The following is a 12,910-nucleotide window of genomic DNA, read 5'->3' on the forward strand; positions in this document are numbered from 1 at the left end:
GAGTCGAGCGGAGACGGTCCGGGGGAACCGCCATTCCCCCGGTCGGTCGGTTGGAACTAAGGAAGCGGTTCCGTCGTCTCCCCCGGGACCTGTTCGATGCACTGGCCGCCCGCCGATCGCCCCGCCGACTCGCACGCCGATCCGACCGACGCCGTCGGGGAGCCCGCCGGGTACGACGGCGGCCTGCCTGACGAAGACGCGGCGAGCTCGGGGTACGAGTCGTCGCCGACGTTCGCCGCGTACGACGCCGCCGGCGACAGCCCGTGGGCGAACCGGATCGTCTGGTCCGCCGCCGCCGCCGCCGCGGTCTGCGGCGGAGTCTGGTTCACGGGGATCTGGGAGGTTCGCCTGGACGAGCCGCCCGCCGGCGCCCTCGCGGAGCAACCCGCCGCCGCCGTGGGCGGCGCCGGCGAGTTGTGGGTGGAGAACGACTGGCCCGAGAACGAGGCCCCCGGGGCCGAGGCGGATCTGGCGGCGCTGTGGGGCGAGGAGCCCGAGCCGCACGCCGAGGGGCACGATCACGAACACGCCGCGGCTTTCGCCCTGATGGCGGAGGCCCCGGCGGCGCAGGGGGCGAACGGGGCGGCTCTGGACGACGTGAGCCTGACGCCGCCGCAAACCGCCCCCGCTCCGGAGCCGGCCGATCCGCTGGTGTCGGCGAACGATCTGTGGAGCGACCCGGCGCCGTCCGCCGCTCCCACGATGCCGGAGCCGCACCGCAACGCCGACGAGCCCGCCGGCGGCCTGTACGCCTCGAGCGTCCGGCCGACGCCCGTCGCCCCGGGCCAGCCGGTGCGGTCCGCCGCGCTGGAGGCGACCCCGACCGCCTCGACGGCGAAGCAGCCGTCGACGAAGCCGACCAGCCAGCCGGCCGCCGACCCGTTCGGCGGCGACCCCGTCGCCCCGGGGACCGAGCCGACGATCCCGACCTCCGCCCTCCCCTCGGCGCCCGGCTCGGCGACGCCCGGCCCGGCGGCCACGGCGATGGACGATCCGTTCGCCGGCATCGTCACGCCGGCGTCCGCCTCGGCGACGACGTCCCCCAAGGTGACGACGGCCGACGCCGCCGACGCCGCCCCCGAACCCGGCGCCGCTCCCGGATCGCCCGCCGACCCGGCCGACGGGCAGGTCGTCGACGCGGAATATTTGGCCGCGATCGACGCCGCGGTCGCCGCCGGCGAGGTGTTGCAGGCGCACACGGAACTGTCCCGGCTGTGGTGGGACGCCCCGGCGGACCGCTCCGCGGTCCGCAGCCGGCTGGACGGCACCGCCCGGCAGATTTATTTCGACGCCTCCTCCCACTTCATGACGCCCCGCACCGTCGCGGCCGGCGAAACCCTGGCGGACATCGCCGCAGACCTGTCCGTGCCGGAGATGTACCTGGCCCGGGTCAACCGTGTGGCGCCGGCGGCGGTGCAGGCGGGGGACGAGCTGAAGGTGATCCGCGGTCCGTTCGGGGCGGCGCTGGACCTGTCCGGCGCCGGCGCCGGCACGCTGACGATGCACGCCCACGGCTACTACGTCCGGGCCTTTTCCGCCCAGGCGACCGACGTGGAGCCGGGCGACTACACCGTCGGCGCCAAGGTCCGCAACGTCCGCGGCGTGCGGATCCTGCTGACCGGCCCGGACGGCCAGATGGTGGTCCTGATGAGCGGCCCGGCCCCCGCCGGCCGCCCCGCCGTCATCCTCGGACCCGCCGACGCCGATCAGGCGTTCGACCTGCTGGAGACGAACGGCGTCCTCAGCGTCCGGCCGTAAGGCCGCGGCGACCCCGCATTGGCGTGCCCCTCACGCCGCGAGCCCAGGCCGGAGGCATGCCTCCGGCCTGGGCTCGTGACGTTTTGACGCCTCTCTCGGCCTCAGCCCAGCGGGGGCGATTCGGGGGTGAGGACGAACGGGAAGACCCGCAGCGGCTCGCCGACGGGCAGTTCCCGCTTGTAGGAGAGCTGGGCGGCCCGGTCCGCGGCGAACTGGAGGGTGGTCAGTTCCAGGCCGCAGTAGTGCTCCTCGCCGCACTCGGCGGCGACGTCGGCGAACACCTCGCCGGCGCTGGCCGCGTGGCGGCGGACGCCGTGGACGCTCTGTTCGCGGACCTTCAGCCCGGCGGCGGCCATCTTCACCAGGCCCTTGAGGAACCGGCCGACCAGCGACTCCGGGTTCGAGACCCGGGCCAGCCGCTCCCATTCGTCGTGGGCTTCCCAGTAGTAGCCGAAGTTGAAGTGATCCAGCGCCAGCAGGTAGGCGGGGCTCTCGTTCCAACGTTCGGCGATCAGCGGCTTGGGGGTCCGGCCCTTCTTGCCGTGGCTGTGCCCCTTGGGGTCCCGGAAGGGGTGCGGCAGCCCCTGCCCGCTGGTATACGTGTAGCCCGGCAGCTCGACGCTGGGGAGGAGGCGGGGGATCTCGGTCGCGGCGGTGCGCATCGGGGGCGGGGTCCGGCAGACGGGAACGATAGGGCGGGCGTCGCGGCGGCGCGACCGCGGAAGGTTGCGGAGGCCAGGGCGCGAAAGGGGGGCGCCGGATTCCGACCCGGCGTCGAGCGGCGTCGCGGGGGCGAACGCCGGGCCGACAGAACGTTCCCCCGCTCCTCGGGGGCCGCCGCTGTCCCTCGGGGGTGAAGGATACGTGAACCGGGGGAGGTCGGGAACCTCCCGGGGCGGCCGACGTTGACCGGGGCGGTTCGACAGAGTAACGACGAACCCCGCGGTTTCAGTGCGCATTTCGCCCCCCGCCGGGGTGAATCCCACGAATCAATCTTCTCCTGCGGGTCCGGTTCCCCTTCCCGTCCGCTCGCTCCCCCGCCCCGCCGTCGTGACCGACCTGCTCGAACGGCTCTCGGAGCTTTCCACGACCGTGATCGCGGTCGCCTGCGGGGTGCACCTGTTCGTGTTCTGGTCGCTGGCGGTCTGGAGCGGGGGGAGCCTGCGGAAGCTCGCCGCCACCCTGGACGCCTTCACCCGCGGGCTGAAGCACCGCAGCGTGGTGGGCTCCACGAGAGCCCTGCCGGATCAGATCAGCGCCTTCCTGGCGGACGTGGGCGACGTGCTGGACGCCCCCGCCGGCGACCCCGCCGCCCAGGCGGACCGGGCGGCGCTGCGGGAGCGGATCGCCACGCTGGACGAATCCCGCGGCTACCTGCCGGGCCTGTCGTTCGAGGCCGCCGCCAACAGCGCCCGCACGATGGTCGAGGCCTACCCGCTGCTGGGCGTGCTGGGCACGATCCTGGCGATCGGGGCGTCGCTCCAGGGCGGAACCGACGGGGCGGAGGTCACCGTGGGGGCGATCGTCGGCCGGTTCGGCGAGGCGATCTGGAGCACGTTCGCCGGCCTGGCCGCCGCGATCCTGCTGATGTTCGTCGCCAGCCTGCTGGAAGCCCGCTTCACCCGCCTGATGGAACTCCGCAAAGACGTGCGGGCCGCCGTCGCCCGGGCCAAGCGGGAACTCGCCCTCTCCGCCACGCCCGCCGCCGGGTCGGCGGACGACGTCTCCGCCACCAACGGCGCCCGCCGCGCTCCGACCGGGGCTTCCGCATGACGGGACTGCGGATGCGGTTTCAGCTCACGCCGCTGCTCGATCTGTTGTTGATCGTGGTATTCGCCCAGTTTCTGGAGGGCAAACAGGCGGACCAAGCCCGCGACGAGCGGGCCGAGGCACAGATCGAAGCGAAGCTGGAGGAGTTGGACGCGGACCGCGTGGAGCTGACCGAACTGCGGGAGACGCTCAACGAGCGCAATGCCCGGCTGGAGGAGGAACGCAACCGGGCGGTGGAGCTGGCCCGCAGCGCCGTCCGCACGGCCCAGGACATGGAGGCCGCGACGAATCGCTCCGCGGACCTGCTGACCGAACTGCTGGACGTGCCGGAGGCGATCGCCAGCCAGCTCACCCCCGAGCCCCGCAGCGACGCGGAGCAGGACCTCGAATCGGCCCGGCAACGCATCGCCCAGTTGCGCGATCAAAAGGGTTTTGAAGTGCTGCGGTTCCTCGCGGGCTACGAGGAACTACTGAAGCGGGCCGAGATCTGGACGCTGCACGTCCGCGGCGGGGGGTTCGTGGCCCTGTCCACCGGCAGCAACGTGGAGTTGATCCGGCTGGAGGCCGACGGCCAGCGGGAGCGGGCGGAGGAGTTCGTCCGCAAGCTGTTCGCCGCCACCAAGATTCTCCCGCAGCCCAAGGGGCTGGTGGTGATTCTGGTGTCGTTCGATCGCACCGCCCGGGCGGGGGTGTACCAGCCGGTGCTGGACGGACTGGGCGAGGCGGTGCGGCGGTTGGAGGTCGATCAGGGCGGCCGCACGCAGTACGAGTTCGCCGTGCTGGGCGCCGCCCCGGAGCCGGCCGCCACCCAGGGAACCCCCGACTCCGCCGCCGGCCCCGGCGACGCCGCCGAGCCCCCCGCGGAGGGTGGTACACTGAAGGAGCCGCCCGCCGCCCCGTCCGTCCCGAGTCAGGAACCGAACCCGTGAGAAAACGCACCGCCGCCGCCGGAGGAGCCGGGATCGCCGGGCTGCTCGCCCTCGGCCTGATGTACCTGCCGGACTGGGAGATGGGTTCGCTGGGCGTGCCCTCCGGCGGGGGCACGGACGTCACCGACCTGACGCTCGACCCGACTAGCCCGGACGCCGCGGAGGACGTCGAATCGGCCCCGATCTTCAACGGCGCCGCAACCCCCGTCACGCAGGAGATGGTCGAGTCCGGCGAGGCCGGGGGCCCCAACACCGTGACCGGCGCCATGGGCGGCGTCGTGGGCGATCCGACTACGGCCGACGGCCCGCCGCTGGCCGTGGTCGACGTGCTGGTCGACGGCGGGGAGTACCTCGTCGTGCAGCGGTTCGCCTCGGACGGCCTGCCGATCCGCGAGGGCCAATCCCTCAGCGCCGTGCTGAACGCCGCCTCGCAGGCCGAGGGCGCCCCGGACGGGGTGAAGGTCCGCGTCTCCCGCACCCCGAACGCCATCGCCGGCGCCGCCACCGACCTGATGGACGCCCTGCGGAAGAACGGCTTTCAGGAGGACGAGATCGACTACCGCCAGCGCCTGGTGACGGACGAAACCCCCGCCCCCCCGGGCGGCGTCGTGGCGGAGTAGCGAGCAACGTTCCCCCCTCTCCCTCGAGGAAGAGGGGCCGGGGGTGAGGGGGCGCACGGTTCGCCCGCTCCCGCTTCATGCAGTGGCGACCCGGCCGACGGGCGAGGGAACGGGCCGTGAAGAGGGTTCGTGAGTCTCTGCCCCCTCACCCCCGACCCCTCTCCCCCAAAAAGGGGGCGAGGGGGGGGACGGCGCCAAGTTCACTCCGCGGCGGGTTCGGCGTTCGCCGCGGCGAGCGGTTTGCGGAAGGTGATCACGTGCTGGCGGGGCAGTTCGTCGGCGGTGTCGACGAATTCCAGACCGAACTCCGGGCGGCCGGCCTCTTTTTTGACCTGGGCCTCGCTCATCTTGTGGATCTCCTTGATGGGGACCCGGGGGTCCTCTTGGCGGTACTCGACCCACACCAACCGCCCGCCGGGCTTGAGGGCCTTCACCAGGGCGGCGGTCATGGCGTGCGGATCGTCGAACTCGTGATAGACGTCCACCATTACCGCGAGATCCACGCTGCCCTCTTCCAGCTTGGGGTCGGTCGGGTCGGAGAGGACCGGCTCGACGTTGTCGATCCCCCGCTGCTTCATCCGGCCCCGCAGGCGGGCGATCATCTCCGGCTGGATGTCCACGGCCTTCACCACCCCGCCGGGGGCGTCGCCGCGGCCTTTCGGGGGACCGGCGACCTTGGGCGCCATCCGCTGGGCGATCACGCCGCTGCCGGCGCCGATGTCCGCCACCACCATCCCCGGCTCGAGCTTCAGCAGCTTGATCAGCGTGGCGAGGTCCTCTTCCTGCTGCCGGGTGCGGCGCTCCAGCCAGTTCGCCCCCTGATGCCCCATCACCTGGGCGATCTGCCGGCCCATGTAGTAGCGGTCGATGCCGTTCGGGTCGGCGCCGGGGCGGTCCTCGTAGAGGGGCGTCTCGACGGCCGCCTGCGGTTTCGCGGGCGCTTCCTCCTGGGGCACCGCGAAGCCGCAGGCGAGGAGCGCGAGGGGCAGAATCATGGGGACGCCGATTCGGGGGGGAGGGGCTGGCCGGTGCTTGGATCGCGGCCCTGGGCGCGCATCACGCGCTCCCATTCGTCGCGGTTCAGCGTCCGGCCGCTGTCGGGCAGCAGGACGGGGATGCCGTCCTCCACCGCGTACCGCAGCCGGGTTTCGGGGTCGCAGGAGACCAGCGAACCGGGGTCCGGGCAGACCAGCGGCGTGCGGGCGACGGGGCAGACGAGCAGATCGGCGACCGCCGCGAAGTCGAACGGCCGCGGGCGATCGTCGGTCGCTTTGTCGGGCGGGCGGGGCATCAGAAGCCCCGGTCGGCGCGGAGGGCGGCGAAGTCGCGGCGATCGGTCCCGATGCCGGCGTCCGCCAGCATCCCGCACAGCGCCCGGCAGGCGATCCCCAGCCCGTCCGGCCCGCTGAAGCCCCCGAACTGCCCGCCGCCCCGCAGGTGCGGTTCCAGTTCCAGGAAGAAGCCCGGCACGCCCAGCGTTTCGACCCGGTGGCTCAGTTCCGGCAGGTGGCTCGCCAGGTCTTTAAAGACCGCCGCGTGCCCGCCGTCGCCCACGTCGGCCGGGACGAAGTTCTTCAGGCGTTCCTCGTCGACGTAGCCGTCCCAGGTCAGCGACGGGTCGATCTTATAGTCCTTGATGTGAATCCAGCCGAGGTACGGCCGCATCGCTTCGTACTCGGCGTAGCAAACCGCGGCGTCCTTGTTCTGGGCGGCGATGTTCCCGCCGTCCCAGATCAGGACGAGGTTCGGCCGGTTGACCTGCTCGGCGATCGTCGCCAGCAGCGGGCCGGTCTCGCCGACGAGGTTCGGCTCGATCTCCAGCCCGTAGATCAGGTCTTCCTTCGCGCACAGGTCCGCCAGTTCGCCGAGTTGGTCGACCGCCTGCGGGATGTGCGGCTCCGGGGCGGTGCCGGCGGGGTGATAGAAGGAGAACCCGCGGATCAACTTCGTGCCCAGTTCGTGGGCTGCCCGGACCGTCGCGGCGACCTCGCCGTCGAGGTACTCCTTCCAGGGCACGAACTTGTTGTGGGAGCGGTCCGCCTCGTCCTTCAGCTTGACCTTGCCGACGCGGGAGCCGATCGAGGTCACGCCGACGCCAAAGTCCTCCTGCAGGGCTCGCAGATCGGCGAACTCCGCGTCGGTGCACTCCACGCAGTGCTTCGGCTCCGCGCCGGGGAACTGCACCCAGCGGGGGGAGTACCAGTTCAACCCGACGGCGGCGACGGCGGCGAGCTGTTCGGGCACGGCCTTGGAGGAGGGCCGGGTGGCCTCGTCGGCGAAGGCGGACAGCAGCACGGCGGGCGGGGCGTCGGGCACGGGCGGCGGGGCTCGGCAAAGAGGCGGGAACAGCGAGGGAACCCCCGATTGTCCGCGGCGGGGCGGGGGTTTCAACGCCGGTCGGGGCGGGGGGCGTCGCCTTTTGGCGGCGGTCGGCGTAGCTTCCCGCCGCCTCGTTCACCCTAAACGCCCCCCCGCATGGCCTCCCCCGCCGACCGCCTCGCCAAAGCCCGGATCGAGAAGCTCGACAAGATCGTCGCCCTCGGCCGCGATCCCTACGGGCAGCGGTTCGACGATCACCTCCCCATCGCCCAGGCCCGCGCCAAACAGCCCGATGAGAGCGGCGTGGAAGGCGAATCGGTCCGCGTCGCCGGCCGGGTGATGCAGATTCGCAAGGCCGGCAAGCTGCGGTTCTACGAGATCGCCGACGCCACCGGGCAGATCCAGCTGCTGTTCTCCCGCGGCGACCTCGACGAGGAACAGTGGGAACTGATGGCCGCCCTGGACTACGCGGATCTGGTCGGGATCGACGGGGTCACCTGGAAGACCAACACCGGTGAGCCCAGCGTAAAGGTTCGGGCCGTCACGCCGCTGTGCAAAGCCCTCGCCCCGCCGCCGGACAAGCACCACGGCGTGCAGGACCCCGAACTGCTGGTCCGCCAGCGGTCGCTGGACCTGATCTACACCGAGGGCGTCCGCGACCGGCTGCTCAAGCGGGGGGAGATCGTCAAATCCGTCCGCCAGACGCTGGCCGACCGCGGGTTCGTGGAGGTCGAAACCCCGGTGCTGCACACCGTCGCCGGCGGGGCCGCGGCGAAGCCCTTCCAGACGCATCACAACGCGTTGGATGTGGACCTGACGCTCCGCATCGCGCTGGAACTGCACCTCAAGCGGTTGATGGTCGGCGGGATCGAGCGGGTGTTCGAACTGGGCCGCGTCTTCCGCAACGAGGGCATCGATCAGACCCATAACCCGGAGTTCACCATGCTGGAGGCCTACCAGGCCTACGGCGACTACCGGTCGATGATGGACCTGACCGAAGCGGTGATCGTCAACGCGATCCGCGTGCTCAACGGCCCCGACGCCCCGCTGACGATCCCGCACGCCGGCAAAGAGGTCGACTTCACCCCCCCCTTCGAGCGTCGCACCTACGCCGACCTGTTCCGCGAACACGCCGGCTGCGACCTGACCGACGAGGCCGCCGTCGCCGCCAAGGCCAAGGAACTGGGCATCGAGACCGCCGGCCGGCACCCGGACGTGGTCGTCGGCGACGTGTTCGAGGCGACGGTGGAGGACAGCCTCGAAGGCCCGATCTTCGTCACCGATTACCCGGCCAGCCTCTGCCCGCTGACGAAGCGCAAGGCCGACGACCCGGCCGTGGCGGAGCGGTTCGAACTGTTCGTGCACGGCATGGAGCTGGCCAACGCCTACACGGAACTGAACGACCCGCGGTTGCAGGAGGAACTGTTCCGCAGCCAACTCGCCGGGCAGGCCGAGGAGGACTCGATGGCGAAGCTGGACACGGAGTTTTTGCAGGCCCTCCGCATCGGCATGCCCCCCGCCGGCGGACTGGGCATCGGCATCGACCGCCTCGCCATGCTGCTGACGGACGCGAAAGGCATCCGCGACGTGATCTTCTTCCCCACCGTCAAACCAATCGCGGAGTGAGGCCCCTTGATCTCCCCTCTCCCTCGAGGGCGAGGGGAGGAAGGGGCGTCACCTGCCCGGCAACCGCACTTCGCACCAGTCGCTGCGGGTGCCGGGGACCGGCGGGTTGTCGGCGGGGCGGGCGGTGAAGACGGCGGACCACTTCGGCTCCGTCGTGCGGTTGCGGCGGGCGGCGTGGAACAGGCGGGCGTGGAAGAACAGCCCGTCGCCGGCTCGCAGCGGCACGTCGATCGCCCGGCTCAGCAGGTCCGCGTTCTCCGGGGCGTCCGCCCGCAGGAACTGCAGATCGTCGAACCGCGATGGTTCGTACGTCTGGGCGTGCGTGCCGGGGATCACCCGCAGGCAGCCGTTCTCCGGCGTTTCGTCGCCCAGGGCGATCCACAGGTTCACCAGCTCCGGCCGCTGGAAGCTCCAGTACCGCACGTCCTTGTGCCAGCCGGTGTCGGAGCTGAACCGCGGCTGCTTCGTCATCACGCAGTTGTGATGGGCCAGCGGCACGATCACCTCCGCGTTCCCCCGGCCCGTGTTGACCAACTGCGAGAGCCGGGTGCGGATGGGTTCGCTCGTCAGCAGGTGGGTGAAGACGGGGCCGCGGGCGAAGGCGTTCTTGAGGCGCCGCACCGTGCGGCCGCCCTCGCGGTCGGCGGGGTCCGGGGCGCCGGGGTAGCCGACCTCCGCCTCGTACTCCACCGGCCCGATCGGTTCGCCCTGCTCGCCCCGCAGATCGCGGGCGGTGAGGGCCCGGACCTCCGCGACCGTGGCGGCGTCCGCCAAACCGGGGACGACGAGGTAGCCGTCGGCGGCGAAGCGTGCCACATCCTCCTCAGTGAACGCCGGGCTCATCGGGCTTCCGCGGTCGGTTCGCTCGTCACGGCGGCCGTCGGGTCTGTTGGGGCGGAGCCGTCGGACAGCCCCGCGAGGAACGCCCCGGGGTCGTCGGCGTCCGTAGCGAAGTGCAGCGGCTGATCCCGCCCGTCGGCGGCGGCGGAGAGCCGGCTCAGCGTCGTGCGTTCGTAGTTCCGGTCGGCCGCCTTCCAGCGCCAGACCAGCAGCGCCCCGCCGGCCAGCACGGCGGCGATCACGCCCAGCACGATCCACGGCAGCGACGCCGGCGTCTGCGGGACCGCGGGGGCGATCCGGGCCGGCTTCGCCGCGTCGGCGAGGATCAGCGGGGCGACGTGCAGCCGGCCCTCGCCGTTCTCCCCCTGGGCCGCGTAGCCCTGCAGTTTGAACAGCGTCCCCTCCAGCGACACCGGCACGGGGGTCTCCAGGAAGGCGTCCCGCGGCAGCCCCTCGGCCCGGTTCGCCCACACGCGGACCGGGTTGTCGCCGGCGTCCGGCAGGAAGACCCACAGTTCCACACCGCGGCCCTCCCCCAGATCGGAGATGCCGCGGGCCTCCCCGACGATCCGCGCCGGCCGGCCGCGGTAGTAGTCCGGGTCGCGCATCAGGTTGGGGAAGGAGGCCGGTGCCTCGTCCGCCGGGACGGCCAGCGGGGTCGTTTCGAACCGCTCGAGGATCGCCGCGATCGCGACCAACTCCGCCCGCGTGAATCGCAGTTTGCGGTCCTCCGCCGCGGCGGTCAGGGCGGCGGGCAGCCGGCCGTCGAGGTTCTCGGCGTCCTCTGCGGCACCGTCCCCCTCGGAGGTTGGCGGGGCGAGGGCGGCGACGCGGATCGCCCCCGGCCGCAGCGGCCCGTCCTCGCGGATGGAGAAGTCCGGCGGTTCGCCCCCGGCGTCGCCGGCCCCCGCCGCGGCCTGCGGCGGGGCAATCCAGTACCAGTTCGACGGGTTCGCCGCCCAGTTCGCCGCGAACAGCACGAGGGCCAACGCCCCGACCATCGCCAGCATCCGGCGTTGATCGGCACCGTTCAGATACGGGGCGGGGCGGCGGTTGGGACGAACTCGCATGGCGGCATTGTAGACGGCCCGCTCCAATCACGGCAGGGCGGCGAACCGTCGAATACCAGCCCGACGCGCAAGCGTCGGCGGTCGGCTCAGCCGAGCGATCGGCCGGGTTGATGGAATGCCGCACCGCACGGCCGACGCTTGTGCGTCGGACTGGTATTGAAGCTCACCGCGGCCGCAGGCGGCCGCCGCCGGGGGGGGAGATCGGGATCGGCTCCCCGCCGGCCGCGGCGGCGCCGGCGGCCCGGGTCAGGGCCATCGCCCAGCCGAGATCGTGCAGGTCCGGGGCGGGGATCAGGCCGCCGATCGCCCGGCGGAGGAACAGGGTGAGCAGGGTGTCGAACCCCGGCCGTTCCGCGGAGAGGTCCTCGACGCGTTCCGGTTCGCCCCGCACGGCGTACCGCAGGCCGCTGGCGCCGGAGAGCGTCGCCACGCCGCGCTCGCAGCGGACGGTCGCCTTGGTCTCGGCGGCGTCGCCGGCGAGGTCGTCGGCGGAGGCGAGCGTCAGCGCCGCCCCCCGACCGCCGCGGGCCTCGCCGGTCACTTTTTCCCCCTCGTCCAGCCGGAGTTGCGCCGAGCTGGCGCCGGCGGCGGGATCGGCCGTGGCGACGACCTCCCGCACGCCGTCCGGCAGCAGGTGGGCGGCCCAGTCGGCCCACTGGGCGAACCGCCAGGCGGCGACCGGCTGGCCGTAGGCGTCCCGCAGCGGGTGGGCGGCGGGCAGCGGGGCGACGACCCGAATCGCGTGCACCGCGCCCAGCGTCGTGGCGATCAGTTCCCGTAGCCGCAGCGTGGCGGGGGTGAACCGCAGCGACAGGTCCGGCGTGACGACCGTGCCGGCGCTGGCCGCCCGGGCGGCGAGGGCGTCCAGCCGGTCGTCCCGCGGGTCGATCGGCCCGGCCAGCAGCACCGGCTTGTCGGCCCGCAACAGCAGATCGAGCGCCGCCAAGCCCCACCAGGCGGGGTCGCCCAGCAGCACGGCCCGCACGTCCGGCCGGCGGGCCAGCGCCCACAGGCCCCCCGCCGCGGTCGTCCCGCCGCTGCGGCGGCTGAGATCCTCAGCGGCGGCCCGGGTGCGGACGGGCACAGCGTCGTGCACCGCCACGATGCGGACCCGGCCGTTCAGGCGTTCCAGCGCCGGGCGCTGCCGGTCCGGCCAATCCGGGCCGAGCCCCGCGACGCCCACGCCGATGGCCGCGGGTGCAGGCATAAACCGCGACGCGGGAGAGAGAAGGGAGGTGCGGGAAAACGCCGGCGAGCCCCGGCGGGAACGGCGAACGGTTCTACCCGCCCCCGTTCGCGTCCGCCACCGGCCCGGTCATCAGCGACCGGACCGGCGGCGACGTCAGGACCGGCGCGGCGAACGGCTCACGCCGGACGGCTCACTCGTGGGCGTGCTCGTCGCCGTGGGCGTGGTCGTCGCCGTGCTCATGGTCGTGGTCATGGCCGTGGTCGTCGTGGGCGTCATGGCCGGTGTTGAACGTGGTCTGGTGTTCGTCGCCCGCCACATCGACGACGATGCGGCCCTCGAGCTCGCCCTCGCCGTTGTTCGGCAGGCGTTCGCGGAGGAAGATCCACTCGGCGCTCTCGACGTTCTCCTCGGCGGCGGGCGTCAGCTTGAGGTTGGTCTCCTCGCCGGTCGCCGGGTCGTTGAAAAACAGTTCCACGCTGCGGGCCTGCACCGGGGTCTTCATATCCGCGGCGAGGAGGTAGACCTTGGCGTTCGCCGGGTCGTCGGAGTCGATCACCAGCTCGCCGTGCAGGCTGTGGTCGGTGGTCAGTTCCAGCACCGTGCCGCCGTGCGGGCCGGGGCCGTGGTCGGCCTCAGCGTGGACATGCTCGTCGTCGACGGCTTCGACGTCCGTGCCGTATTCCTGACCGGCGTCGTTATTGCAGCCGACGACGAGCAGGACGGCGCCCATCGCCAACGACGGGGCGAGCAGGGCGGCGGCGAAGGGGGAGCGGGCGAAGCGGGGCATCG

13 protein-coding genes are annotated in these 12,910 nt (G+C 72.7%); 5 read left to right on the forward strand and 8 right to left on the reverse strand.

Annotated features, from left to right (window positions below; all coding sequences use genetic code 11):
• Window positions 1-96: 96 nt before the first annotated feature.
• Entirely contained in the window at window positions 97-1,758 is a 1,662-nt protein-coding gene (locus tag CA12_RS08440) for a LysM peptidoglycan-binding domain-containing protein (RefSeq protein WP_145358534.1), read from the forward strand.
• Between the two features lie 101 nt (window positions 1,759-1,859).
• Here CA12_RS08440 and CA12_RS08445 read toward each other — a convergent pair whose 3' ends face one another.
• Window positions 1,860-2,420, reverse strand: a complete 561-nt coding sequence (locus CA12_RS08445) for a DUF309 domain-containing protein (protein WP_145358535.1) — start codon at window positions 2,418-2,420, stop codon at window positions 1,860-1,862.
• 388 nt (window positions 2,421-2,808) lie between these two features.
• Between CA12_RS08445 and CA12_RS08450 the strand changes: the two genes are divergently transcribed.
• Genes CA12_RS08450 through CA12_RS08460 form a run of 3 tightly spaced genes read left to right on the forward strand, consistent with a single transcriptional unit; the run spans window position 2,809 to window position 5,077 of the window.
• The gene (locus CA12_RS08450) at window positions 2,809-3,531 is read left to right on the forward strand and encodes a MotA/TolQ/ExbB proton channel family protein (protein WP_145358536.1); all 723 of its coding nucleotides are present in this window, start codon (window positions 2,809-2,811) and stop codon (window positions 3,529-3,531) included.
• An 11-nt stretch (window positions 3,532-3,542) separates the two neighbouring features.
• Window positions 3,543-4,457, forward strand: coding sequence for a hypothetical protein (locus CA12_RS08455; RefSeq protein WP_145358537.1), 915 nt, complete (start codon window positions 3,543-3,545; stop codon window positions 4,455-4,457).
• Window positions 4,454-5,077: a hypothetical protein gene (locus tag CA12_RS08460; protein WP_145358538.1), complete on the forward strand. Its 624-nt coding sequence runs from the start codon at window positions 4,454-4,456 to the stop codon at window positions 5,075-5,077. The genes CA12_RS08455 and CA12_RS08460 overlap by 4 nt, the downstream gene beginning before the upstream one ends.
• Before the next feature lie 200 nt (window positions 5,078-5,277).
• Here CA12_RS08460 and CA12_RS08465 read toward each other — a convergent pair whose 3' ends face one another.
• Genes CA12_RS08465 through CA12_RS08475 form a run of 3 tightly spaced genes read right to left on the reverse strand, consistent with a single transcriptional unit; the run spans window position 5,278 to window position 7,393 of the window.
• Window positions 5,278-6,072, reverse strand: a complete 795-nt coding sequence (locus tag CA12_RS08465) for a class I SAM-dependent methyltransferase (RefSeq protein ID WP_207622181.1) — start codon at window positions 6,070-6,072, stop codon at window positions 5,278-5,280.
• Window positions 6,069-6,368 (reverse strand): hypothetical protein, encoded by a 300-nt coding sequence (locus CA12_RS08470; protein WP_145358540.1) that lies wholly within the window; start codon window positions 6,366-6,368, stop codon window positions 6,069-6,071. The genes CA12_RS08465 and CA12_RS08470 overlap by 4 nt, the downstream gene beginning before the upstream one ends.
• The gene (locus tag CA12_RS08475) at window positions 6,368-7,393 is read right to left on the reverse strand and encodes a sugar phosphate isomerase/epimerase family protein (protein WP_145358541.1); all 1,026 of its coding nucleotides are present in this window, start codon (window positions 7,391-7,393) and stop codon (window positions 6,368-6,370) included. Before CA12_RS08475 ends, CA12_RS08470 begins: the two co-directional genes overlap by 1 nt.
• 159 nt (window positions 7,394-7,552) lie before the next feature.
• Between CA12_RS08475 and lysS the strand changes: the two genes are divergently transcribed.
• A complete protein-coding gene (gene lysS, locus CA12_RS08480; RefSeq protein ID WP_145358542.1) occupies window positions 7,553-9,022 on the forward strand; it encodes a lysine--tRNA ligase in 1,470 nt (489 codons plus the stop codon).
• 48 nt (window positions 9,023-9,070) lie between these two features.
• Here lysS and CA12_RS08485 read toward each other — a convergent pair whose 3' ends face one another.
• From CA12_RS08485 to CA12_RS08500, 4 genes are all read right to left on the reverse strand, one after another.
• Window positions 9,071-9,865: a phytanoyl-CoA dioxygenase family protein gene (locus CA12_RS08485; RefSeq protein ID WP_145358543.1), complete on the reverse strand. Its 795-nt coding sequence runs from the start codon at window positions 9,863-9,865 to the stop codon at window positions 9,071-9,073.
• Window positions 9,862-10,932, reverse strand: coding sequence for a hypothetical protein (locus tag CA12_RS08490; RefSeq protein WP_145358544.1), 1,071 nt, complete (start codon window positions 10,930-10,932; stop codon window positions 9,862-9,864). The genes CA12_RS08485 and CA12_RS08490 overlap by 4 nt, the downstream gene beginning before the upstream one ends.
• A gap of 163 nt (window positions 10,933-11,095) precedes the next feature.
• Window positions 11,096-12,139 (reverse strand): Gfo/Idh/MocA family oxidoreductase, encoded by a 1,044-nt coding sequence (locus CA12_RS08495; RefSeq protein ID WP_145358545.1) that lies wholly within the window; start codon window positions 12,137-12,139, stop codon window positions 11,096-11,098.
• A 172-nt stretch (window positions 12,140-12,311) separates the two neighbouring features.
• The gene (locus tag CA12_RS08500; protein WP_145358546.1) at window positions 12,312-12,908 is read right to left on the reverse strand and encodes a hypothetical protein; all 597 of its coding nucleotides are present in this window, start codon (window positions 12,906-12,908) and stop codon (window positions 12,312-12,314) included.
• Window positions 12,909-12,910: the final 2 nt, after the last annotated feature.

The organism is Alienimonas californiensis, assembly GCF_007743815.1.
GTDB classification, from domain to species: Bacteria; Planctomycetota; Planctomycetia; order Planctomycetales; family Planctomycetaceae; genus Alienimonas; species Alienimonas californiensis.